General features: G+C 59.8%; 20 protein-coding genes. 11 read left to right on the top strand and 9 right to left on the bottom strand.

What is annotated here, in order from left to right; all coding sequences use genetic code 11:
- Positions 1-149: 149 nt before the first annotated feature.
- The 4 genes from HPO_RS04645 to HPO_RS04630 all read right to left on the bottom strand — a co-directional run bounded on the left by HPO_RS04645 (position 150) and on the right by HPO_RS04630 (position 5,128).
- Positions 150-2,183 (bottom strand): acetoacetate--CoA ligase, encoded by a 2,034-nt coding sequence (locus HPO_RS04645; protein WP_084324156.1) that lies wholly within the window; start codon positions 2,181-2,183, stop codon positions 150-152.
- Positions 2,184-2,349: 166 nt separating this feature from the next.
- On the bottom strand, positions 2,350-3,024 hold the full coding sequence (locus HPO_RS19570; RefSeq protein WP_051612283.1) for an alpha/beta hydrolase: 675 nt from the start codon (positions 3,022-3,024) through the stop codon (positions 2,350-2,352).
- Positions 3,021-4,040, bottom strand: a complete 1,020-nt coding sequence (locus tag HPO_RS04635) for a zinc-dependent alcohol dehydrogenase family protein (RefSeq protein ID WP_035595130.1) — start codon at positions 4,038-4,040, stop codon at positions 3,021-3,023. The genes HPO_RS19570 and HPO_RS04635 overlap by 4 nt, the downstream gene beginning before the upstream one ends.
- A 137-nt stretch (positions 4,041-4,177) precedes the next feature.
- On the bottom strand, positions 4,178-5,128 hold the full coding sequence (locus HPO_RS04630) for a LysR substrate-binding domain-containing protein (protein WP_035595127.1): 951 nt from the start codon (positions 5,126-5,128) through the stop codon (positions 4,178-4,180).
- A gap of 100 nt (positions 5,129-5,228) precedes the next feature.
- Between HPO_RS04630 and HPO_RS04625 the strand changes: the two genes are divergently transcribed.
- The 3 genes from HPO_RS04625 to HPO_RS04615 are packed head-to-tail and all read left to right on the top strand — an operon-like array spanning position 5,229 to position 7,424.
- A complete protein-coding gene (locus HPO_RS04625) occupies positions 5,229-6,038 on the top strand; it encodes an SDR family NAD(P)-dependent oxidoreductase (protein WP_035595416.1) in 810 nt (269 codons plus the stop codon).
- Between the two features lie 23 nt (positions 6,039-6,061).
- Positions 6,062-6,529, top strand: coding sequence for a nuclear transport factor 2 family protein (locus HPO_RS04620; RefSeq protein WP_035595124.1), 468 nt, complete (start codon positions 6,062-6,064; stop codon positions 6,527-6,529).
- Positions 6,522-7,424, top strand: coding sequence for an SDR family NAD(P)-dependent oxidoreductase (locus tag HPO_RS04615; protein WP_051612281.1), 903 nt, complete (start codon positions 6,522-6,524; stop codon positions 7,422-7,424). The genes HPO_RS04620 and HPO_RS04615 overlap by 8 nt, the downstream gene beginning before the upstream one ends.
- Before the next feature lie 41 nt (positions 7,425-7,465).
- Here the strand turns inward: HPO_RS04615 and HPO_RS04610 are convergent, their stop codons facing one another.
- Positions 7,466-9,085, bottom strand: coding sequence for an FAD-dependent monooxygenase (locus tag HPO_RS04610; RefSeq protein WP_035595122.1), 1,620 nt, complete (start codon positions 9,083-9,085; stop codon positions 7,466-7,468).
- Between the two features lie 193 nt (positions 9,086-9,278).
- On the opposite strand from HPO_RS04610, the gene HPO_RS04605 reads away from it, so the two are divergent.
- Positions 9,279-10,670, top strand: a complete 1,392-nt coding sequence (locus tag HPO_RS04605; RefSeq protein ID WP_035595119.1) for an FAD-dependent oxidoreductase — start codon at positions 9,279-9,281, stop codon at positions 10,668-10,670.
- A gap of 9 nt (positions 10,671-10,679) precedes the next feature.
- Here the strand turns inward: HPO_RS04605 and HPO_RS04600 are convergent, their stop codons facing one another.
- Genes HPO_RS04600 through HPO_RS04590 form a run of 3 tightly spaced genes read right to left on the bottom strand, consistent with a single transcriptional unit; the run spans position 10,680 to position 13,154 of the window.
- A complete protein-coding gene (locus HPO_RS04600) occupies positions 10,680-11,573 on the bottom strand; it encodes an NAD(P)-dependent oxidoreductase (RefSeq protein ID WP_051612280.1) in 894 nt (297 codons plus the stop codon).
- On the bottom strand, positions 11,573-12,331 hold the full coding sequence (locus tag HPO_RS04595; RefSeq protein ID WP_035595116.1) for a short-chain dehydrogenase/reductase: 759 nt from the start codon (positions 12,329-12,331) through the stop codon (positions 11,573-11,575). Before HPO_RS04595 ends, HPO_RS04600 begins: the two co-directional genes overlap by 1 nt.
- Before the next feature lie 52 nt (positions 12,332-12,383).
- Positions 12,384-13,154, bottom strand: coding sequence for an enoyl-CoA hydratase-related protein (locus HPO_RS04590; protein WP_035595114.1), 771 nt, complete (start codon positions 13,152-13,154; stop codon positions 12,384-12,386).
- A 120-nt stretch (positions 13,155-13,274) separates the two neighbouring features.
- Between HPO_RS04590 and HPO_RS04585 the strand changes: the two genes are divergently transcribed.
- The 5 genes from HPO_RS04585 (at position 13,275) to HPO_RS04565 (ending at position 18,898) form a co-directional block, all read left to right on the top strand.
- Entirely contained in the window at positions 13,275-13,514 is a 240-nt protein-coding gene (locus HPO_RS04585; protein ID WP_277813428.1) for a VOC family protein, read from the top strand.
- Between the two features lie 265 nt (positions 13,515-13,779).
- Positions 13,780-14,622, top strand: a complete 843-nt coding sequence (locus HPO_RS04580) for an alpha/beta fold hydrolase (protein WP_035595108.1) — start codon at positions 13,780-13,782, stop codon at positions 14,620-14,622.
- 190 nt (positions 14,623-14,812) lie between these two features.
- Positions 14,813-15,955, top strand: coding sequence for an acyl-CoA dehydrogenase family protein (locus HPO_RS04575; RefSeq protein WP_035595106.1), 1,143 nt, complete (start codon positions 14,813-14,815; stop codon positions 15,953-15,955).
- A 619-nt stretch (positions 15,956-16,574) separates the two neighbouring features.
- A complete protein-coding gene (locus tag HPO_RS04570; RefSeq protein ID WP_051612279.1) occupies positions 16,575-17,777 on the top strand; it encodes an acyl-CoA dehydrogenase family protein in 1,203 nt (400 codons plus the stop codon).
- Positions 17,778-17,785: 8 nt separating this feature from the next.
- Complete coding sequence (locus HPO_RS04565; RefSeq protein WP_035595102.1) at positions 17,786-18,898, top strand: acyl-CoA dehydrogenase family protein; 1,113 nt, start codon at positions 17,786-17,788, stop codon at positions 18,896-18,898.
- A 442-nt stretch (positions 18,899-19,340) separates the two neighbouring features.
- On the opposite strand, the gene HPO_RS04560 is transcribed toward HPO_RS04565, so the two are convergent.
- On the bottom strand, positions 19,341-20,066 hold the full coding sequence (locus HPO_RS04560; RefSeq protein WP_051612278.1) for a FadR/GntR family transcriptional regulator: 726 nt from the start codon (positions 20,064-20,066) through the stop codon (positions 19,341-19,343).
- Positions 20,067-20,395: 329 nt separating this feature from the next.
- Between HPO_RS04560 and HPO_RS04555 the strand changes: the two genes are divergently transcribed.
- Both HPO_RS04555 and HPO_RS04550 read left to right on the top strand, forming a co-directional pair.
- Positions 20,396-21,685, top strand: coding sequence for an aromatic ring-hydroxylating oxygenase subunit alpha (locus HPO_RS04555; protein WP_051612277.1), 1,290 nt, complete (start codon positions 20,396-20,398; stop codon positions 21,683-21,685).
- Positions 21,685-22,206 carry an aromatic-ring-hydroxylating dioxygenase subunit beta gene (locus HPO_RS04550; RefSeq protein ID WP_206742124.1) on the top strand — a complete coding sequence of 174 codons (522 nt, stop codon included), beginning with the start codon at positions 21,685-21,687 and terminating at the stop codon, positions 22,204-22,206. Before HPO_RS04555 ends, HPO_RS04550 begins: the two co-directional genes overlap by 1 nt.
- The last annotated feature ends 37 nt before the right edge of the window (positions 22,207-22,243 follow it).

The raw sequence follows: 22,243 nt of genomic DNA, 5'->3' as shown, positions 1-22,243 counted from the left end.
CAATTATTTTAGTTCAATGTAAAGCGTGCCTCAGCTAATCCGTAGGCGCCCGGTGACGCCTCCGTCATGGAACTGCCGTCCCTGTTGCGGGGCCGTTCCGGCGATTTGTGCCTTACGTACTGCCAGCAAGCCGCTGTGTCAGAACACAGCTACAGCGAACCGGACCGGAAGTTTTCAAACCATTTCAGAGCCTGAGCGTCGCGCAGCATCTGGGGGTCAGCAACATCTGAGAGTGCGGCGCCTTCCAGGAGCCGCCTGACCGGCACCTCAAGCCGCTTTCCGGTGAGTGTATACGGAATGGCGGGAACTTCCACGATCCGGTCCGGGACGTGGCGGGGGCTCGTTTCGCGCTTCAGGGCGTTGCAGACGGCCGCCGAGAGCTCAGGGCTCAAGGTCCTGCTTTCACGCATCTGAACGAAGAGGATGATCTGGTCGGATACACAGACGACGAGCGAGTCGTCTATCTCAGGCATTGTTTCGAGTGTGCGATAGATCTCTGCCGTCCCGATCCGGATCCCGTTCCTGTTCAGCGTCGCGTCGGATCGTCCGAATACATATATTCCGTGCCGGTCATTGATCAGGCACAGATCGCCCTGCTGCCAGGTTCCGGGAAAGCCGCTGAAATAGCTGTCGTGATAACGCTGGTTTTCAGGATCGTTCCAGAAACCGATTGGCATCGACGGGAAGGGAGACCGGATGACAAGTTCGCCGGTCTGGTTTCGCAGGCTCTCGCCGCCGGGTGAAAAGCAGTCGACATGGATACCCAGTGCCGGCCCCTGTATTTCGCCGGCAAAAACCGGCGCGATAGCGATCCCACCGGCAATGGTGCCGCACAGGTCCGTGCCGCCGACCTGGGAGGTGACCCAGAGATCTTCTTTGACGTTCTCGTGGAACCAGCAGAAAGTTTCCGGTGTGGAGGGCGCGCCGCCCAGGACGATCATCTGCAGGCGTTCGATGTCAAATCGTTCGGCAGGCACAAGATTCGAGGACGCCATTTTCTGGACGAGGCCGGGGCTCATACCCAGCGCCGATACGCCTGCTTTTTCAGTTATGCGCCAGAGTGCAGCGGCATCGGGATAAACCGGACTGCCGTCATAGATGACGATGTTGCATCCTGTGAGCAGCGTGCAGATCAGTGAGTTCCAGACCATCCAGCTGGTGGTCGTATAGAAGAAGATCGTGGAGTCCGGTCCGAGCTCTGCGGAGAAATGTTCCGACTTCAGATGTTCCAGCAGGATGCCGACATGACTGTGAACGATGGCTTTAGGCAGCCCTGTCGTGCCTGAGGAGAACAGGATCCAGAGAGGGTGGTCATGAGCGACCTGTTCATAGGCGAACCCGCGGGCGGACCCGTCTGACTGCGCCATCAGCGTATCCCAATTGTGGGATCTGATCGGCGAGGGCGCCGGCATCTCGGCGCCAGGCGAGGTGACATAGACGACATGTTCAAGACTTGGGATCGACCTCAGAACGGTGTCGATGTTTTCGCGCTTATCCTTCTCTGACCCGTTGAAACGATAGGAGGGCGCCGCGAAGATCAGCTTGGGATCGAGCTGCCCGAAACGGTCAATCACTGTCTTGGCGCCGAACTCCGGGGAAGCCGATGAGAATACGGCGCCGATTGCGGCAGATGCAAGCTGCGCGACGATGGCTTCAGACCTGTTGGGCAGATAACAGATCACGCGATCGCCGGATTTGATACCAAGAGACCGCATGGCCGTGGCGATGCGCCGAACAGACGCTCCAAGTTCTGACCACGAGATTTCCCGCATCGGTGCGTCTTCTGAGAAAGCAAAGATCGCGGTCTTCTCAGGCGTGGTGATCTCGTGACGGAGAATGTTCTGGGCGAAGTTCAGCCGTGAGCCTTCAAACCAGATCGCGCCGGGCATATCGTGCGTTGATACAACGCGATCATACCGCTTTTCGGCTTCGACGCCAAAGTGATCCCAGATGGCAGACCAGAAGCCCTCCAGGTCCGATACGGACCAGCTCCAGAGGTCGGCATAGGTGGAAAACTCAAGATTTCGCTCCTGTTCCAGCCAGGCAAGGAAGCGCATCAGGTTGGAATTCCGGATCCGGCTGCCGGACGGCGCCCACAGGTAGTCACCCCAGTCGGGGGGGGATGAGACAGGGCCTTTAGGCGTCTGATCGAGGGCAACGGAGCCATTTATGCGCGGCTTCATGATGCTGATTTCTCCCTTGGAACGCGACTGTTGACAGTTTCTTTTGCGGTCAGGTTATCCGGGGAAGTTTGCCATCGTAAAGGTATTACCATTGGGCGGGCCCGGCCATGCCGTGCCGCTCAGGCTGAAATTTCGCACAATGTGGGAATTATCGGAGCAGGAGGGGTCAGTTTGGGCTTCTGCCCTGTCGAACTAGCCTTTCGATTTCCAGCATGACGTCCTGGCTGTGATGGCCGGGCCATTCATGCCCGCCGCGGTGCGTGATCCATTTCAGGCAGGTGCCCGCTGCCGTCAGCGTCCCGACGCTTGCCCTGGCGCTTTCAAATGGAATGACCGGATCGCTTTCGCCGTGCACCCAGATAACCGGGACGCCCTGGTGACGGGGTCCCGGGGGAAATTCTTCGATCAGGTGAGGCATCACTCTTGCGGAAGCGGCGATGCACAACTGCATGCTTTCGGGGCGTTGCAGGTAGAGGTGGACGGCCATGACGCCGCCCTGACCAAATCCGAACAGTATGCGCGGCAGGCGCGGCGCGAGTGTATCGACGAAGTCTGAGATGATCTGGCGGCTGAAAGATTCCTGCGCGAGGTCAGGCCTGGGCGGTCCTGCCGCCCCGGCGATGTCAATGTTAAACCAGGCATACCCTGCATCGGACGCGGGTCCGAAAGGAAAGGGGGCCTGCAGGGCCAGGACGCGCACGCCCGGCGGAATGGCCCCCTTCAGCTGCTCAAACACAATATCTTCAGTCTGGCCAAGTCCATGAAGGATCACCGCATTTGCGATCGCCTCTTCCTCGGATGGGCCGTGGACGGTGCAGATGAGTTTGAAATTCCGGCTCATTTGGCGAAATCGATAACGATTTTTCCGAAGTGCTGGCCGCTCGCGAGATGGCGGATGGCCTCCGGGGCGTCGTCAAATGCGAAGACCTTGTCGATCACGGGTTTCAGGCCATGTGCCGAGATGGCGGCGTTCATGTCTTCAAACTGCGCGCGGCTGCCGACCGAAATACCTTTCAGGTGCAGGTTCTTGCCAAAGATAGCCGGCATGAGGAGCTCCTGCGAACGTCCGCCAAGCACGCCGATGATGACGATCCGGGCGCCGACAGCCGCGGCAGTCAGCGACTGGTTGATGGTCCCGCCACCGCCGACTTCCACGATGATATCGGCGCCAGCGCCGCGGGTGATTTCCAGGACGGCCTTGCCCCAGTCGGGGGTATCGCTGTAATTGATCGTGGCGTCTGCGCCGAGCTGGCGCGCCCGTTCAAGCTTTTCGTCCGAAGACGACGTAACGATAATCCGGGCGCCGAGCATTTCGCCGATGAGCAGCGCAAAGATGGATACGCCGCCCGTTCCCTGAACCAGGACCCAGTCATCGGGCTGGAGGTTGCCTTCATCGACGAGAGCGCGCCAGGCTGTGAGGCCGGCGCAGGGCAGGGTTGCCGCTTCCAGGTAGGACAGGGTGTCACTGAACCGCGATGCGGCGTCCTGCCGGGTCACGATGTATTCCTGAAGCACACCGGGCGCGGTGGCCGAGCCGAGCGAGACAGACCGGTCAGCCCTTCGGACCGGGCCGGCCTGCCAGTTTGGGAAAAAGCTCGGGCAGACCCGGTCCCCCAGGCTGAACCGATCCACGCGAGCGCCGATTTTCACGATCTCTCCAGCGGCGTCCGAGAGGGGAATCTGGGGGAGGGCGCCAAACGGGGTCTTGTTCTCGATCGTCACGAGATCGCGGTAATTGACTGAAGCGGCGTGGAGCTTGATCAGGATTTCTTCGGGCGCGAGCGCGGAGGGTATTTCCCGCTCGACCCGGCGCATATTGTCGATGCCCCAGGCGTCCTGCACTTCCCATACTTTCATCGCAATTCCCTCTGTACACTTTTGATGGACCGACCCAATCAAAACATACGTTTTACATTTGGCTGGCGAGAACACAAGTGTGTTCGGGGGAATGCGTACCGGATGATCTGCGGCCGGGTCTGTAACGGCAAACAGGTTCAGCGCTTCATGACTGTCTTGACCGGAGTTGAAAGAACGGTTCCGAACAGGGCGTCGAGACCTGCATTCGTCCTGGCTGCTTCGCGCTGGATCCAGTCTGTCAGAGTCTCCGTCCCGGGATGTTTTTTTCGCCCCGCGCGGATGTAAAGGTAGTGCGGCAGCTGCACGTCTATACAGGTCTGGGAAGCCGGCACCAGCGAGCCTGCGGCAAGGTCGTCGGCCACAAAGAACAGAAGCCCGAGCGCAACGCCTGCACCGCGCCTTGCGGCCTGGTAGGTAAGGCTGAGGCTGTCGAATTCCAGCCCGCGCTCGAAGACAGGCGGCGGAAGGCCGATGGCCTCATAGAATGTTTCCCAGAATGGAATTTCCCGGCGCGTGAAGAGCAGGGGCGCCGGATTGTCTCCCGTCAGAATATTACGGGTCGTATCCGTTTTCAGAGCCGGCGTCACAACAGGTGTAAAGAGGGTCGGAAAAAGCTCGAACTGGCGAATACCGCTTTCGACAATGGTTTGCGCCGTGACCGCGGCGTCCAGAGGGTCCACGGCAAAACTGATATCATTGAATGCCTGTTTCAGCTGTAATGACAGATCTGGATGAGACTGGCGGAATTCTCCGAGCCGGGGTGTCAGCCAGTCGGTTGCCATGCTCGTGAACGTGCGCAGGCGGATCGGGCGGGCGGCGCCGGTGTCGACGTCCCGGCAGGCGGCGTCTATCGTGTCGAAGGCCGTGGCGATGGCCGTGTGAAGCGGCTTACCCCATTGTGTGAGGTCGACGCCATTATGGTGGCGTTCGAAGAGTTCGCAGGCAAAATAGGCTTCAAGGATCGACACGTGCCGGCTCACGGCGCCGACGGAAACGCGCAGCTCGCGCGCGGCAGCACTCAGGCTGCCGGTCCGGCCGGTTGCTTCAAACGCTCTGAGGGCGTTCAGGGGAGGCAGGTTATACCGCATCCGGACCTTTCCAGAAATCTGAAGCCCTACTTGTGCAGATTATGACTCGAATGACAATGTGCCGATTGGTAATGCGATTGTTTTAAAAGGAATGGGCGATATGAAGACTTCGCTGCAGGGGAAGCTCGCGATTGTCACAGGCGGCGCCGGAGGGATGGGCCGTTCGCATGCCCTCCGCCTCGCCGAGCTTGGCGCCAATGTTGCAATCATCGACATCGATCTGAAAGTTGCCGCCCGGTATGGAGAAACCCTGTCAGCTGCCAGCGTCCGTGACGAGATCCTGAATCTCGGCCGGGACAGTATCGCCATTGAAGCCGATCTGTCTGACCGGAAAGCAGCATTCGACGCGGTGCATCAGATCGAGCGTCATTTCGGCCGTATTGATATCCTCGTCAACAATGCCGGCGGCGCGATCACGCCGATCGGTTCCAGTTCGGCATCGATGGCGAGCGAGGAGGACCGGAACACATTGTTTGCCGCCAATTTCCATACGGCCGTGAACATGTGCCAGGCTTGCGTCCCCGCCCTGATCAAGGAGGGCGGGGTCATCGTCAATATCTCCACGGTCGGCGTGTGCCTGGACGACGCCGCAGCCCGCTTCGCCATGTATTCCGCGTCGAAGGCGGCCGTCGAGAAATACACCAGGTCGCTTGCCGTCGAACTCGGCCCGAAGCAGGTTCGGGTCAACTGCATCGCTCCGGGCCTTATCGCGACACCGCGCGTCGCCAGCCAGGCAGCCGCGCGCAATCTTGCAACGGGCGGGCAGGCCGATGCGATCCCGCTCAGGCGCCTCGGCCAGGCCAGCGATATCACCGGCGTCGTCGAGTTTCTCGTGAGCGACCTCGCCAGCTACGTTACAGGTGAGTGCATCCGCGTATCTGGCGGGCTCCAGCTTCAGACCCGGACATAACCCGGCAATCAAAGGACGAAGAGATGATTCAGATACTTCCGGACGCACACAGGGACTCCATTCGCATCGCACAGCAGTGGATTCGCGGAGACGAGTTGAAGGACAAGAACCTCAAGCTCGAGGTCGTTGCTGACGATATGGTTCTCGAGATTCCGTTCAGTGAGAGCGGGAAGACGGAAGAGGGGCATTTCCGGCGTTATGTTGGCCGCAATGAGATCATAGGGTTCATTGACGTGGCATTCGCCGCAGAGAAGTCCGTAAAGGCCATCGATCCGGAGTACATTGTGTCGTGGGATGCGCGCACCGTGTTTGTGGAAGTGCGCGGGCAGGTCGAGATGACTGACGGGAAGGACTACCGGAATCGCTATGTCTTGCGGTTTGACATAGAGGGCGGGAAGATTGTTGCCCTGAAGGAGTTCTACAATCCGATCGTTTCGGCGGTGGCGTTCGGGCGCGAGATTGCAGGACAGGTCAGGCTGAACCATGTCTGACGCGGCATCCCGGTTGGCGTTCGGGGGCGACGTCGCCCTCGTGACCGGTGCGGCCAGCGGACTTGGCCTCAGCCATGCCCGGGCCCTGGCAGAACGCGGCGCGCGGGTCATGCTAAATGACATTGTAAAGCCCGGCCCCAACAAGCTGTCGGCTGAAGAAGCGGCTGCCCAGCTCCGCTCTGAGGGTTTTCAGGCCGAGGCTGTCACCGCAAGCGTCGCCATTGAAGCTGAAGCGGAAGGCGCCGTTGAGGCCACCGTTCGGAAATGGGGCAGCATAGAAATTCTGGTCAACAATGCGGGCAATGGTATCGCGGGCAAGGTCCAGGATATCGAAACCAGCGATCTCACCAGAGTGCTGGATGTCCATCTTTTCGGCATGTTCTGGACCAGCCGCTGCGCGCTGCGCCATATGCGCAAGGCAGGGTATGGGCGGATCATTAATACCGCTTCGGCTGTCGGGGCCTTTGGTGCCGCTGAAGCGGCGCCCTATGTCATCGCAAAAGCGGCCGTTCTTGGCCTTTCCAGAGCGACGTCTCTCGACAATCGCGATTGCGATATCCGCGTGAACACGCTCTGCCCGGTCGCTGAAACGCCGCTGGCGCAAAGCTATTTCGACAAGCATCCGGAGCTCGATACTTCCCGGCTGACATCGCAGGCCGTTTCGCCCGTCGTCGTCTACCTGTCACACCGACGCTGCGAGCTGAGCGGCGAAGTGCTGAGCGTGGCTGGCGGCCGTGTTGCGCGCATCTTTTCGGCGACGGCGCCGGGGATGACCCATGCCGACCTTTCGGCTGAGATCGTGGAAGCGAATCTTGAAAGAATTCTCAGCACCGAAGGTTACACAATCCCCGCCAGTTCAATCGATCAGTATGCGCTCCAGCCGAAAGGCAGGTAGGGTTTACCCCGCCTGCTGTCCGGCCCGCAGCATAGGGGTCTTCAATGGCCGGTCGCGAGCTCTGCGAGGGACTGCGGGTCTGAGGGCAGGCCGTTTCCGGTCCACACGATGTGCAGGTCCGGGCGCACGAGCAGGTAGCGGCAGCCATAGACCATCCGCACGTGTTCTTCATTGCGGCTGAGGATGCGCAGAGGGGCGCTGAGCGTATCGAAGGCCGCTTTGACCGCCGAAGCATCCGCCATGCCCGTAAGGTCGACAAATGTGTAGTCCGCGCCCAGCACGTCCTGCATCGCTGCCCGGTCCTTAAGCCAGATATGCGGGATGCGTGCACCTGGCTCCGTAGTCGGAAGGTAACGCACAGTTTCCCAGCTGGTCTCGGCATCGGCCTCAGATGCGATGAGGGGGGAGCCGGCATAGGTATAGTTCTGTTCTGCGCCGACCATCTCGTGGACACGGCGATGGTGACGGTTGGCAAGCTGGGCGGCCCTGCGCTGCTGATCCAGGCCTTCCTCTGTGTCCTGATCGACGGCGTCGGTAAGGTTTGCGCGCCAGAGGCCCAGGCCCTGGGCTGCCCAGCCGGAAGCCTCCACATTTTTCTGTCCCACGGGGCGCCTCTCGATCTCGTAGCTTTCGAGCAGGCCCGGGCCACCCCAGCCATGGACGGTGCCTGCAAGTTTCCATGCAAGATCGAGCGCATCGCCGACACCGGAGTTCATTCCGAGGCCGCCCGTGGGGATCACGAGGTGCGCGGCGTCTCCTGCCAGGAATACCCGGCCTTCGCGATACTTCTCAGCCAGGAGCAGGTGGAGGGTCCAGTTGCTGACATTGAGAATCTCGTAATCGAATTCAATGCCCGGGCCGATTTTCCTGCGGATCCATTCGTCGAGGTCGGTATCGTCAGGAATGTCGGAATTGAGGGTGAATTCCTTTCGATCTCCCTGAACGATGATTGCAGACCCCTCCGGGTCCGTAAAATAGTAATGGCGGCCCTTACCCATCGGAATGCGGTCGTAGAGTGTTTCCGAGCGGAAGCAGATCTGCTTCATCCTGCGCAGGCTGCCCTGGCCTTCCAGCCTGATGCCAAGTGACTTGCGCACGGTGCTGCCGCCGCCATCGCAACCCGCAAGGAAGCTGCACCGGACCTCCTCCTGTCCGCCATCGGACGGCTTCAGCGTCACCGTGACGGCTTCTGCATCCTGCGCCAGGGCGGTCAGTTCGCATCCGTATCTCACCGTTACATTGGGGGTATTCTCGGCAACCGATTTCAGCAGGGGCTCAAGCCGGTTTTGCGAGACAAGCTGGTAGGGTTCGAGTGGCTGGGAGTGATCGGTTGCCGCCTCGATGCGTTCGCGCATGGTGGCAACGGACGGATAGTGCTGCTTCAGCAACGGAGCCTCAGACAGCGAACGCACAATGAAGATGTCCATTGAGGCGTCAGCAGGGTAACCCAGCGCCCGAACGTCCTCTGCGATGCCAAGGCGCCGGTAGAATTCCATTGTGCGGGAGTTGGACCGGTCCATTTTCGGCCAGGGGCCAGTTGAGGGGTTGCGTTCGACGATCAGCGTCCGGACGCCGCGCCGCCCGAGGTCGATTGCCATCGTCAGTCCGACCGGGCCAGCGCCTGCGATGACGACATCAAATTGTGGTTTTACCTGGCTCATGCGATTTCCCTCGAACTGATCTGAACCGACTCTACGTGTGCGGCAGGGCGGCGGAACTGACAGAAGCGAGGATGCGGCTTTCCAGAAAAGTGAAGCCCGTTTGGCTGATTATGGCATTGCGGGAGAGACCCTGCGGCCTACGGTCAATCAGGCTGGCATTGGCCAGCTTGATAGACCTTCCGGGAGGCACCGAATGCTCAGGGAAACTGGCGAACTACCTACCGAAACAGACGTTCTCGTGCTGGGGGCGGGTATGGCAGGACACTGCGCGGCCCTTGCCGCGGCCGATGCGGGCGCGCGTGTCCTGCTTCTTGAGAAATCCTCGCAGGCAGGGGGCAGCTCGGCCATCGCGGGTGGTGGCTTTGCCTTTTGTGGAACAGACGAGCAGAAAGCGGCGAATGTCAGCGATTCGATCGAGGCTTTCCGCGATGCGCTGCTGCGCTCGGGGAAGGGGCGCAATAATCGTGACCTTGTCGAACTGTTTCTCGCAAAACAGCTGGATGCGTACAGCTTCCTCAGGTCGCAAGGTATCAGATTCGAGCTGTTCATGTCTCCGCCACCAGATATGCCGAGAGCTCATATGACCGGAACCGGCCGGGCCGTAACGCAGCTTCACATGAGGGTTCTGGCCCATCCGGGCATCCGCTTTGTCAGCAAGTCTGCCGGCGTGCGCCTTGTGCGTAATCCCGACACGGAGCGTGTGGAAGCGTGCCAGGTCATGTTCGGGGATCGTGCCGTCGAGATTTCTGCTCACAAAGGCGTGGTCCTGGCTACCGGCGGCTTTTCCCGTAACGCGGACCTCCTGAGCATCTACGCGCCAGAACTTGCAGCGGGGGTAAAACATGGCGGTGTTGCCAACACGGGCGACGGTCTGATCATGGCGAGTGATCTGGGCGCGGGACATGCAGATCTGGGCTATGTCGCAGGATCGTTCGGCGGGGCAATTCGCAATTATCCTGACACGGCAACCAAGGCGGACGAAATTCCGCCTCTTATCTTTGCGTTTCAGGATGCAGCCATCATGGTCAACAAGCATGGCAGGCGCTTTGTTGACGAAGCGCAGAGCTACAAGGCGCTTGGATCGATCGGGATGGCGCAGCCAGGCGGGATTGCTTTCCAGGTATTCGACGAGGTCATGATGTCGGCCTCGCTTGGTGACACCAGCGTCAACAACTACCAGGAAGCTCTGATAGGCGGTTATGTAAAGCAGGCAGAGACGATCCGGGGCCTTGCTGAGGCGGTTGGGATTGATCCCGATATGCTCGAAGCGACCGTCAGCACCTACAATACTGCAGCGGCTGCCGGGAAGGATGAGCTGTTTGGCCGGACACGCGGCCTCCGCCCGATAGACAGTCCGCCTTATTATATTGCCGCAACGGCTAACGCGATAACCTCCACCTATGGCGGGGTCGCCGTGGATGGCCGCCTCGCTGTGGTGGACTGGTTCGGAGTGCCGATCGACGGGCTGTACGCTGCCGGGGAGGTCGCAGGCGGTTTCCACGGCGCCGGATACTACAGCGCGTCATCGCTCTCCAGCTCGGCAACATTCGGCCTTGTGGCCGGCCGGAACGCGGCCCAGGGCTGATCTTGCCGGTCAGCTTTCCAGGTGCTGGATCATTCTGAAGACTGAATCGAAATGGGAAATGACGGGCAGGGGAACGCCGCGTGCACGCGCCATGTCGAGCGCCATTTCAAGGTCCTTCATCAGGATACTGAGATTGCCGGAAAGCTCCCGGCGAATGTGGCCGCCATAAAAGGCATCAAGTGTCTCGACCAGCAGGCGAACCGGACTGGCGTCGTCTGCGGTGAGCGATCGGCTGAATTCCCGTGACACGTTCGATTCCGCGAACCCGCCGGTCACGGCTTCGACGAGGGTCTGCGGCGTCAGACCGTAGCGGCCTCCCAAAGCAATCGCCTCTGCCAGCGCAGCCATGGTTCCGAAGTTCAGAACCTGATTGCAGGCTTTCATGGCCTGCCCCGAGCCGACGGGTCCGAGATGGGTTACCTTGCTCGCAAAGCTTTGCAGTATCGGCTCCGCCAGGGCGACGTCCGAAGGCGCGCCGCCGGCCATCACGGCCAGCGTGCCTGCACGCGCGCCGACTGCGCCGCCCGAAACCGGGGCATCGACAAATTGTATTGAGGCGGCCGCAAGCATTTCCGCAAACGCGACGGCGTCCGCCGGGGGTACGGTTGAGTTGTCAACGACAAGCCGCGCCCGGATGCCCGATGCCTGAAGGACACCGTGGGTGCCGGACAGGACATCGTGCATTGCGCCGACGCTGCCGAGACAGGTGAAAATCACATCGCACCTGCTGGCAAGGTCAGCCGGAGAAGAGGCCGCCTCCGCACCGGCCTGCAACAGGGGTTCGGTCTTCGCAGGCGTGCGGTTCCATACGGTCAGGGGCCATCCCGCTGAGCGTATGCGCTCCGCCATTGGTGCGCCGATGTCGCCGAGCCCGATATAACCGATTTTCGGCCGGTCACCCATCAGAGCCCTCCATCAATGGTAACAATTGAACCACTTGTGTAGCCCGATCGTACGGACGCGAGGAATGCCGCTGCATCGGCAATTTCCCGCGGTTCAGCCGCGCGGCCGAAAGGCAGGTCCCGGATCAGATCCAGCCATCGGCCAGCATCTGAAAAACGGCGCTCGGCCTCAGCCTGCAGCAGCATCCTGAAGCGGTCAGTGAGGACGGGGCCAGGATTGATGCCCAGGACGCGCACGCCGTCGCTGCGGGCGTGCCGGGCGAAGGCTTTCGTGAACATCATCAGGGCTGCATTGCCCGTGCTGCCGCAGATATAGTCCTTGTTGGGATTTTCACCTGCAGAGCCGATGATGTTGATCACCACGCCCCCGGGCTTTGTCACCTTGGGGTAAAGTGATCGGGTCAGGTCAATGTATCCGTTGACTTTCAGATCCCAGGCTTTGCGCCATTGTTCGGCGCTGATGTCGGTCAGCGAGCCAGGCGGAATTGCGCCGGCATTGTTCACCAGAATATCTACCTGCGAAACAGCGCCGGACACCGCTTCAATACCGGCAGACGTCGCCAGATCGGCGCTGATCGTCTCGATACGGACTGTGTGACTGGATGAGAGACGGGTCTGGGCAGCCTGGAGGTCAGCCTCCGACCGTGAAACGAGGACGAGGCTCGCCCCCTCCCGGGCAAACGCATCGGCGATGGCAAGACCGATACCCTTTGATCCGCCGGTAATCAGGATACGCTTACCCTGCAATTCGAGGTCCATGGCTGCTCCCTTTTTCCGGCCTGCGCCGCCGCATGCCCGCAAAATTCCCTGACTATCTTCCTGTCCAGACAGGTGCGCGTTTCTCCTTGAAGGCGTTCATGCCTTCATAGGCGTCCGCGCTTTGGGCAAGTTCGCCGGTCAGGTCGATTTCCATCTTATGCAGCGCCTCGCGCAGAAGTGGGGGATTGGTCGAGGCGAGTGCCAGCTTCTTCGACATGCGAAGCGCCAGCGGCGCGCAGGCCAGCATATCCTGTGCCCACTTGCTGGCGGTTTCCAGCACCTTGCCGGGCTCGGAGACCTCATTGACGAGGCCCAGGCTGGCAGCAGCACCCGCCGTCAGCCTTCGTCCCGTGAGGAGCAGGCCCATTGCGATATGATGTGGAACACGGTGGGGAAGGAGGCGCGCGCCGCCGCCCAGCGCCGCAAAGCCCACCTTTGGCTCAGGCAGGCCAAAACTCGCGCGAGGGTCAGCCACCACCACATCACAGAGCAGGGCGAGTTCCCATCCGCCGCCCAGCGCAAGGCCATTGACCGCAGCGATCAGCGGCTTGTCCGGGCCGGCGCGGTGGGAGAGGCCGGCCCATCCGGAGGCGGGCATGGGGTCAAAGAAATCATCAACGAGATCGTGTCCTGCGCAGAATGCCTTTTCGCCTGCGCCCGTCACGATGGCGACGCGGAGGGTTTCGTCCTTTTCATACTGGTCGAAGATGTCGGAAAGTTCGAAGCAGGCTTCCGAGTTAAGGCTGTTGAGGGACTCCGGCCGCTGGAGCGTGATCGTCAGGATGCCGTCTCTGGCATCCGTTTGGATAAACTTTTCAGTCATCGGTCGCTCCTTTGGGACCGCGCAGGGCTGCGATCCGGACACTGCGTCTTGCGCGCACGAACAGATTAGTACGTCTGTACTATAAATCAAGCCTGGCGTTTGGTCCTGAGACGGGAGCCGGTGTCGGCAGGGTTGCTGCACCATTTAAATTTCATCGTGACTGACATTGACGATATCGGGCGGGCGAACGTGCGCATGAAGCCCGAAGGGGTTCCCATCGTCTGCGGGCCTGGCAGGCCCTCGCAGTCGGAATCGATGTTCTTCTATTTCCTCGATCCGGACGGTATGACGCTCGAATACCGTTTTGGCATGGAAGAACTCCCCGAGACCGGTGCGCGCCCGCCACGGATGTTCGCGTGAACTGTTGAATCCGCCGGCCCTTGGGGTGGCATGCCGGAGCCTGATTTTGCCAGGATCAGGGCCATTGAGCAGATGGCGCCTGATGGTTGATCCTCAGCGCCTGTGGGACGTCAGGCGGCTCCGCCCCGGCCTGCATTTTCAGGCCTGCGTCTCACATGGCGGAAAAAAAACGCCGATGCCGACAAATTGAGGGTTGATCAAAACCGGAATAGAACGGATGTTTCAGGCGGTAAACCAGAAAAATCCGAGGGGAGAAGAGGCTATTATGTTTGACTCACCATATGAGAGCAAGTTCGTCGATGCTCCCAAAGGCAAGGTCCATTACCACGATACCGGAGAAGGTGATGTTGTCTTCCTGATCCAGGGCGGAGGCCCGGGTGCTTATGGCTACAGCAACTATCGCCGAAATATAGACCCGATTGCAGATCAGGGGCGCCGCGTCATCACCATTGATCTGCCGGGTTATGGCAAGTCCGATAAGCGTACCGGTTATGCGGGCCTTTTTGATCCGATGGCCGAGGCTGTTCTCGACATCATGGACCATGAGGGTATCGAGAAGGCGAGTTTCGTTGGTAACTCGCTGGGTGGTGGCACATCCCTGCGCTTTGCGCTGGATCATCCCGACCGGGCCCATAAGCTGGTCCTGATGGGGCCGGGTGGCAGCATTCCGATGACGTCGACCTTTCCGACGGAGGGGCTATTCCGTATGCTGAACTTCTATGAGGGTGAAGGCCCGACCATGGAGAAGCTGCGTAAGGTGGTGGAGCTGCTGGTTTATGATCCGTCTCAGATCTCTGATGAGCTTCTCGAGGAGCGCTTGAAGACAGCGATGGCGCCTCAGACGATGAAGGATCCTCCGCTTCGAGGCCAGGCTCATAATCCCCGTAACGACCTCTGGCGTGAACGTCTGGATGAGTTGCCGCATCCGACGCTGATCCTGTGGGGCCGTGAAGACCGCGTCCTGCCCCTGGATGCTGCGTTCATTCTGCTCAAGACGATCCCCAATGCCGACCTGCACGTCTTCTCCAAGTGCGGGCACTGGTGCCAGTGGGAGCGTGCGGATGAGTTCAACAGCATTGTCGGCGCATTCCTGGATCGCCCTTACTGAGTGCGGGCCGGGCGGGGTCCACGCCTTTTCCTGGCTGATCTGCCCGGCCCGGCGGCCGGCCGGGCGCGCTTTGAGCTTGCCTGCGCGGAGGCGCTCGCCTGTTCATCCCTGACCGTGCGGCTTGCCGTCAGTGCAGTTCCTCCGTTTCGCCCCGGTCGTCTGGCTAGTTTTGACAAAGGAAATCAGCAGTATGCTCGATACCAGCAGGCGTACAGTCTACAATGAGGAGCATGAGGTATTCCGCGATTCCGTGCGGAAGTTCTATGCGAAGGAGATCGTTCCGCATCTCGATCGCTGGGAGAAAGCGGGCCTCATCGAGCCCGCCGTCATGAAGAAGCTCGGTGACGCAGGATTTCTCTGTCCTACGGTTCCGGAAGCTTATGGAGGTCTCGGGCTCGATTTTCGGTATAACGCGGTCGTCGCCGAGGAGAACTCCTATGTCGACTCCATGGTGCTGGTGACCCTTCAGTCAGATGTCGTGGTGGAGTACCTGGTTCATTACGGTTCTGAAGAGCAGAAACAGAAATGGCTTCCGCGCTGCGTCAGCGGCGATACAATTCTCGCCATTGCCATGACGGAACCCGGCGCAGGCTCCGACCTCCAGAGCATACGGACTTCCGCAGTTCGGGACGGTGATGACTACGTCATAAACGGCGCGAAAACCTATATTTCGGCAGGGCAGAACTGTACCCTCGCCATCGTGGTTGCCAAGACCGATATGAGCGCGGGCGCAAGGGGCATCTCGCTTTTCCTCGTTGAATCCGATCGTCCAGGCTTCACGCGCGGCCGCAATCTGGACAAGATCGGGCAGAATGCGGCGGATACATCCGAACTTTTCTTTGAAAATGTCCGTGTACCGGCAACCAACCTGCTCGGGCAGGAAAATATGGGCTTTGCCTACATGATGAGCCAGCTTCCGCAGGAGAGGCTGAGTATCGCGGTTTCGTCTCAGGCGATGGCGCAGCGCGCGTATGATGAAGCTGTGCGCTTTACGAAGGAGCGGACGGCTTTCGGCAAGAAGGTTTTCGAATTCCAGAACACCCGCTTCACCCTCGCTGACCTCAAGGCGCGCCTCCAGGTCGGCTGGGCCCATCTCGACTGGGCTCTGGCCCGCCATGTCCGCAAGCAGCTGACGGCTGACGAGGCGGCTGCGGCAAAACTCTTCCACACCGAGTTGCTCTGGGAGGTTTGTGATACCTCCCTGCAACTTCATGGTGGGGCCGGCTACATGAATGAGTATCCTATTGCGCGGATGTGGCGCGATGCGCGCGTGATGCGGATATTCGGCGGCTCTTCGGAAATCATGAAAGAGCTGATGAGCCGCACGATCTGACCTGCGCGGGCGGAGGTTTCTCTAAAATCTAAGCATAGCTGTTTTCGGCAGAGGGGCGGGCGTGTTGATACCGAGGCTTATCCCAGGCCGGGCTTGCCAACGTCTCTGTCCCAGAAGGAGGCGCTCGGGAGCGCGGGCATCCTCACCCCTCAGCACGTCGCTTATCCGTGACAGCTTCGCAATGTGAAAGGGCCAGGCAGGCTGTTCTGCTCGGGACGTCGGGCGTGATCGTGGCCTGCGTCCCTATCTGTCTCGCTTTTCTGTCTGAGCCTGAGGGAGGCTGGGGCCGGCTGGGCGGGCACAAGGCACAATCAAGTATCAGGCGTCATCTTCGGAAAGCTGGCGGCAAAGCTGTCCGTATCGGGACGCTCCGCATGGGAAGGGAAGGCAGATCGATGGCCTTCCTGCGCGCAAGGGCTTGACGTCGAACTAAAACAAACGAACTAATGAAGCCGTGGCGAGGGTGTTCCGTGGGCGCCCTGGTCTTGGACGCCGGGATTGCGCACCGCGAACAACGGAATGGCATCTCGAAACGGCTGAAACAGGTAAGATTCTATGCGCTGTCTCTCGTCTGGTGTGATGGGCGCAGCCTACAGGAAGTAAAGCGGAGGGATAAACTTTGGACTTCAATTTTCCGGGAGAAGATGACCCGCGGCGCGTAAAGGTGCGCAGCTGGTTTGAAAAGAATCCCAACCCAACTTACGCCCAGCTGGCTGCGCAGGGCTGGACTGCCTCTAACTGGCCGGAGCCCTGGGGCGTGTCGGCCGACGCGGAGATGCAATGGATTATCGACGAGGAAATTCAGCGGGCAGGCCTTGAGCTTCCCTACACGATTAACGCGATCGGCCTGAATCAGTGCGGCCAGTCCCTGCTGACCCATGGCACCGAGGCGCAGCGCCAGAAGTTCCTGCCGCCGGCGCTCGCATGCGAGGAAATCTGGTGCATGCTCTTCTCCGAGCCGTCTGGCGGCTCTGATCTGGGTGGACTGCGTACGACCGCTAAACTTGAGGGTGATCACTACATTGTAAATGGTCACAAGATCTGGACGTCGGTGGCCGATCACGCTTCGGTGGGCGTTCTCGTGGCGCGCACGGACACCAGTAAGCCCAAACATACGGGCCTCAGCATGTTTCTCATCGACATGCACAGCCCGGGTATCACCGTGAACCCTATCATCGACCTTACGGGCAACAAGAACGAGTATAACGAAGTATTTCTCGACAATGTGAAGGTGCCGGCCGATGCCCTTCTCGGACGGGAAGGGGATGGCTGGAAGCTGGCAATCGAGCAGCTTCAGACCGAGCGCGTCGGCATGACGAAGCCAGGTGTCGTCTGGGGTATGGGGCCGACGGCGCGGGATCTTATGGATGGTCTTATCAAAACCGGACGCATCAGCGATCCGCTTCTCCGCGATGATGCCGCCAAGACGTATATCGAAGGCGAGATCCTGCGGCTGCTGACCTACCGGAATATGAGCAACCGGATGAATGGCAAGCCTGCCGGCTTCGAGGGCAGTGCGGGCAAGATGCTGTCTTCGCCGCACGGGCAGCGCATGGCCGACATCGCCAAGCGCTCGCAAGGCGCGGCGGGCATGATCCGTGACCCGGACGTGCTGCCCTTGCCCGACAAGAAGTGGGGCATGTTCTCTGACTGGGATTACGCCTACTGGTTCTCACCGGCCAATACGCTGGGCGTCGGCACGCAGGAAGTGCTGCTGAACGTGGTGGCTGAGCGTGTGCTGGGGCTTCCCAGAGATATAGACCCGACTGCAAAGATTCCGTTCTCGGAGCTTTCCGGCGGCCGGGCCAAAGCAGCAGAGTAGGACACAGCATGAATTTTGCACTGAGTGAGGACCACGAGTTCCTTCGCGATTCCGCCGCCAAGTTTGTCGACGAGCGGGTTGATCTGTCGCCGCTCCTTCGGCCGGGCGCAGATGTGTCGGCAGCAGGGTATGATCAGCTCTGGGACAAGATCGTTGAGCTCGGGTGGAGCGCTATTGCGGTTCCCGAGGTCTATGGCGGACTCGGAATGAGCTATATCGACCTGGTCATGATTATCGGCGAAACCGGGCGCACGCTGGCTCCGTCACCCCTGTTCGGAACGCTTGCGGGTGCATGGGCTATCGAAATGGCGGGTTCGGAAGCCCAGAAAATGGCGTACCTGCCCAAGCTTGCAGAGGGCCTGAAGCTGGCGCTCGCGGTCGCTGATGAAAGCGGATCGTACGACAATATGGCGACGGATGTCGCAGCCACGAAGGCAGGTGATCGCTATCGGCTATCGGGTACGAAGTCTTTCGTGGTCGATGCAGCATCTGCGGACAAGATTATTGTTTCGGCCCTCGTTGAGGGTCGAAAGGACTTTTTTCTTGTCGATGCGGAGACTGCCGGCGTTGAAATTGAAGTCCTGCCCTGGCGGGATATAACGCGCCAGGTCTGCAAGCTTGTACTGAAAGAGGTCGAGGCTGAGCGGCTGGACCAGAGCAGCGATCAGGTCTGGCCATGGGTGCGCGACCGGCTCTACCTTGTCCTGGCAGCTGAAAGCGCTTCTGGGATCCGGGCCGTTCTCGACGATGCGGTGTCTTACGCTAAACAGAGGATTGCGTTTGGCCGGCCAATCGGCGCTTTCCAGGCCATCAAGCACCAGCTTGCAAATATTGCGGGTGCTGCAGAAGGCGCTAACGCCATGGTGCAATACGCGGCCTGGGCGCTGTCAGAAGGTGACAGCCGGTCGAGCCTCGCTGCGGCCATGGCGCAGAGCTACGCCAGTGATCAGTATAAGGAGGCATCGCACCGGAACATTCAGGTTTACGGTGCGATCGGCTTTACCTGGGAGATGAAAAATCATCTCTATTACAAGCGGGCCCGTTGCAATGCCGAGCTGCTGGGTTCGCCTGCCTCGCAGCGCGAACAGGTCGTCCGCTTCCTGGAGCAGGATGCGGCCTAGAAAACCGGGGCGGTCTGTCAGGCTCGCGGGGCGGCAGCTGGATCCGCCGGTGGATTGCTTTGGCAGGAACCGGTCCAGCCGCTTGCCCGGCGAGCCTGTCGGTGGCTTGAGGCTGTCTCATGCGTTTGGGTTTTCCGGGAACTGTGATCTGCTTAAGGGCAGGGGCTCCCTTCGTGCGCGGCGGAAGATCATGGGTCTTGCGCTCCCCGGATGACGGGTCACCTCAATGCGTTGCGGGGAAAGCGGGCGACGAAGGTCTGTGCACCCCATTTTCCGGCACGCTGCACCTATGCCCCGGTGTACCCAACACTGGTTCAGGCCGCGCAGTCCGTTTCTCTTTTACGCCACTGAAATCTTTTTACCTGACGGCGGGCCAGGCTGAACCCTTCGGCGTGTCGCTGCGCCGCTCAGCTAAGGAGGCTCTGTCCCTCCATGAGACATATCAGGCGTGGCTATCAAATGGCTCGAGATCCAGCATGTGCAGGTTGCCGGATTTTTGCACAACATAGGCGTGCAGCACTGCCATGTGCGCCGCCATTGCAGCTGAGGCTGCGTCGGCATCGCGCTGCCTGATCTTATCCAGAACTTCCCGCCTCATGGCGACGAGATCGGTCAGGTGTTCTGGCCGGAGAGCGAGCAGGATCTGGGCGATGATCTCCGATAGCGATCCAATTATCACGGTCAGCACGTCATTCTTGGCGGCGGTGCCCAGGAGTGCGTAGAAGTCCATGATCTCAGAGATCGACGCCTCGACAGCCTGCGCTTCGATAGCGACGCGCATGCGTTCGACGTTTGCGTCCAGTGCCGCGAAGTCGGCATCGGTCCCGCGCGCGCAGGCGAGCCGGACGGCCTGGTCGAGCAGGTAGCTCCGCGCCTCGGTGAGCTGGTCCAGTGACAGCTTCCCCAGGAATACGAGGTCATTGACTGTCCTGGAGACTGCCCGGCCATCTCCCTGTCGAATGAAGGCGCCCCCGCTGACGCCCTTGCGCAGTTCAAGCATCCCGGAGTTTTCAAGTGCGCGCAGCGCTTCGCGGACCACAGGGCGGCCCACACCGAGTTGCTCAGCGAGGTCGCGCTCGGACGGAAGCTTATCGCCGGGCTTCAGCTTTCCTCGCATCAGGTCGCGGCGGATAGAGTTATAGACTTCTTCAAAAAGACGTTGGGTCATGATCCGTCCGGCTTCAACTCTGCAGCTGTCACAGCCGAAGCATTCTTCCTTCTCCAAGATGTCCAAACAACCCCTGTCGCGGTTGTGGCGAGCAAGGGTACGCAGAACGGCATACACCACCTGTCCAGTTCCTGATCGCACATTGACGCACTGTTGTTATCGCGTAAAACAATTATTTTAGTTTGACAGTCCGCGCCCGGGACAATATCGATTGGTAATACCATTTGGAAGGCGCATCAAGGTGGACGAAAAGCCCCTGATCGAAGCCTCTTATGGCGATAAATTGGTCCCGGAACAGAGCGGGCGGGGCGAGGTGCAGGAGGATTGGCATGCCGGATTCATTGGTCACTGAAAGTAAAACGCGCGGAACGTCCATGGTCGTGGACGATCGCGAAAACGGGCTGTTCAGGGTCAATCGCAAAGCGTTCCTGGATGACGAAGTGCTCGCGATGGAGCGGGACAGGATTTTCAGCCGGTGCTGGCTGTTTCTCGGTCATGCGTCTGAGTTGCCTAATCCCAATGACTTCGTGACGCGCAATGTCGGCGGCAAGGAGATTATCTTCAATCGCGACCGGAAGGGTGAGTTTCATGCTTTCCTCAATACCTGTCCGCACAGGGGCGCGATGGTGGAGCGTCAGGAGGCTGGCAATTCACTTGGCTTCAGGTGTTTCTATCACGGCTGGGCGTTCAACAATAATGGCAGCTATGCGACGCGCCACCAGCCGGGCACCTATCCGGAAAACTTCAACCATGATGGTTGCGCCAACCTGGTTCAGGTAAAGCTGGAGCACTATCGGGATTTCTACTTCATCAACTATGACAACGGCGCGAACTCGCTGGACTCCTATCTGGCAGATGCCAAGCTTGTGCTCGATATCATCGACCAGCACGGGCCGAACGGCATGGAGGTCGCAGGCGGCGCGCAGAAATACAGCATTCGCTCGAACTGGAAGCTCCTTATGGAGAACAGTTACGATGGCTATCATGCAATGGACACGCACGAGACATACTTCAAGTATCTCGCCGATGCGATTGGTGGGCCGGCTGAGTTGCCCAAGGTCACCAATGTCATGAACCTGAAGAATGGTCATGCGGCCATTGAGGGCGACGCGCCCTGGGGGCGGCCAGTCGCCAAGTGGATCCCCGCCTGGGGGGAGAAGGCCAAGACTGAAGTTGACGAGATCAAGCGTGAAGTGATCAGCCGTGTCGGAGTGGAGCAGGCTAACCGTATCTGCCAGCTTGGCCGCAACACGGGTATTTTTCCCAACCTTGTGATCAACGATATCATGGCGATCACGGTGCGGACATTTTATCCGGTGGAACCGGGGCTCATGAATGTGACGGCATGGGCGCTCGGTGTAAAAGGAGAATCAAGGGACTTCCGTAAGCGGCGTCTGGACAATTTTCTGGAATTCCTCGGGCCGGGCGGCTTTGCCACGCCGGACGATGTCGAGGCGCTTGAGTCGGCCTATCGGGGGTACGCCGCCCACCAGCTAGCGCCATGGAACGACATTTCGCGTGGCCTGTCGCGCGGGGCGGGTGAGCCGTTCAGGGCGGATGATGAAGAGCAGATGCGCTGCTTCTGGCGCGAATGGGATCGCAGGATGGGAGGCGAATGATGGCTGATCAGAAACAGGTAGCAGGCGCAAAAGTAGAGCAGCCATTGCCGCGCGCCGTCTATGAGGATTTCTTATTTGAAGAAGCCGCCATGCTCGACGAATGGCGGCTCGAAGAGTGGCTTGCCCTTTTCACCGAGGAGTCGGTTTATGAGGTACCGCGGGCGGGCGCGCCGGACACGGCGGATTCTGCGCAAGACCTTTTTTACATTGCCGATAACTATTTCCGGCTCGGGCACCGCGTGAAGCGGTTGCTGGACAAGGCGGCACATGCCGAGTGGCCCCGTTCGGTGCAGTCCCACCTGATATCGAACGTCCGGGTTAGAGGGAGTGATGAAAAAGGTGTTCACGTGACCTGCCGCTTCATTACGCATCGCGCAAAAAACGACGTGATCGACATCTATGCGGGACACCATAATTATATTTTCAGAACGGTAGGTGGGAAGCTGCGGATCCTGTCCAAGCGGTCCTTCCTCGCGTCCAACAGTCTTCGCGATCAGGGTAAGGTCACAATAATTCTGTAATCGTTTAACCGCTGGGTCAGATTTTTTCTGACTGTCC

Origin of the sequence: Hyphomonas polymorpha PS728, assembly GCF_000685315.1 — a bacterium.
Lineage (GTDB): Bacteria > Pseudomonadota > Alphaproteobacteria > Caulobacterales > Hyphomonadaceae > Hyphomonas > Hyphomonas polymorpha.
This window is presented reverse-complemented; position numbering and strand designations above follow the sequence as displayed.

Bases quoted from the DNA above. Each gene is read 5' to 3' on its own strand.
- HPO_RS04555 (WP_051612277.1), top strand. From the start codon at position 20,396: ATGCCGGATTCATTGGTCACTGAAAGTAAAACGCGCGGAACGTCCATG.
- HPO_RS04605 (WP_035595119.1), top strand. From the start codon at position 9,279: ATGCTCAGGGAAACTGGCGAACTACCTACCGAAACAGACGTTCTCGTG.
- HPO_RS04575 (WP_035595106.1), top strand. From the start codon at position 14,813: ATGCTCGATACCAGCAGGCGTACAGTCTACAATGAGGAGCATGAGGTA.
- HPO_RS04580 (WP_035595108.1), top strand. From the start codon at position 13,780: ATGTTTGACTCACCATATGAGAGCAAGTTCGTCGATGCTCCCAAAGGC.
- HPO_RS04635 (WP_035595130.1), bottom strand. From the start codon at position 4,040: ATGAAAGTATGGGAAGTGCAGGACGCCTGGGGCATCGACAATATGCGC.
- HPO_RS04615 (WP_051612281.1), top strand. From the start codon at position 6,522: ATGTCTGACGCGGCATCCCGGTTGGCGTTCGGGGGCGACGTCGCCCTC.
- HPO_RS04560 (WP_051612278.1), bottom strand. From the start codon at position 20,066: ATGACCCAACGTCTTTTTGAAGAAGTCTATAACTCTATCCGCCGCGAC.
- HPO_RS04610 (WP_035595122.1), bottom strand. From the start codon at position 9,085: ATGAGCCAGGTAAAACCACAATTTGATGTCGTCATCGCAGGCGCTGGC.
- HPO_RS04595 (WP_035595116.1), bottom strand. From the start codon at position 12,331: ATGGACCTCGAATTGCAGGGTAAGCGTATCCTGATTACCGGCGGATCA.
- HPO_RS04630 (WP_035595127.1), bottom strand. From the start codon at position 5,128: ATGCGGTATAACCTGCCTCCCCTGAACGCCCTCAGAGCGTTTGAAGCA.
- HPO_RS04645 (WP_084324156.1), bottom strand. From the start codon at position 2,183: ATGAAGCCGCGCATAAATGGCTCCGTTGCCCTCGATCAGACGCCTAAA.
- HPO_RS04590 (WP_035595114.1), bottom strand. From the start codon at position 13,154: ATGACTGAAAAGTTTATCCAAACGGATGCCAGAGACGGCATCCTGACG.
- HPO_RS04620 (WP_035595124.1), top strand. From the start codon at position 6,062: ATGATTCAGATACTTCCGGACGCACACAGGGACTCCATTCGCATCGCA.
- HPO_RS04565 (WP_035595102.1), top strand. From the start codon at position 17,786: ATGAATTTTGCACTGAGTGAGGACCACGAGTTCCTTCGCGATTCCGCC.
- HPO_RS19570 (WP_051612283.1), bottom strand. From the start codon at position 3,024: ATGAGCCGGAATTTCAAACTCATCTGCACCGTCCACGGCCCATCCGAG.
- HPO_RS04600 (WP_051612280.1), bottom strand. From the start codon at position 11,573: ATGGGTGACCGGCCGAAAATCGGTTATATCGGGCTCGGCGACATCGGC.
- HPO_RS04625 (WP_035595416.1), top strand. From the start codon at position 5,229: ATGAAGACTTCGCTGCAGGGGAAGCTCGCGATTGTCACAGGCGGCGCC.
- HPO_RS04550 (WP_206742124.1), top strand. From the start codon at position 21,685: ATGGCTGATCAGAAACAGGTAGCAGGCGCAAAAGTAGAGCAGCCATTG.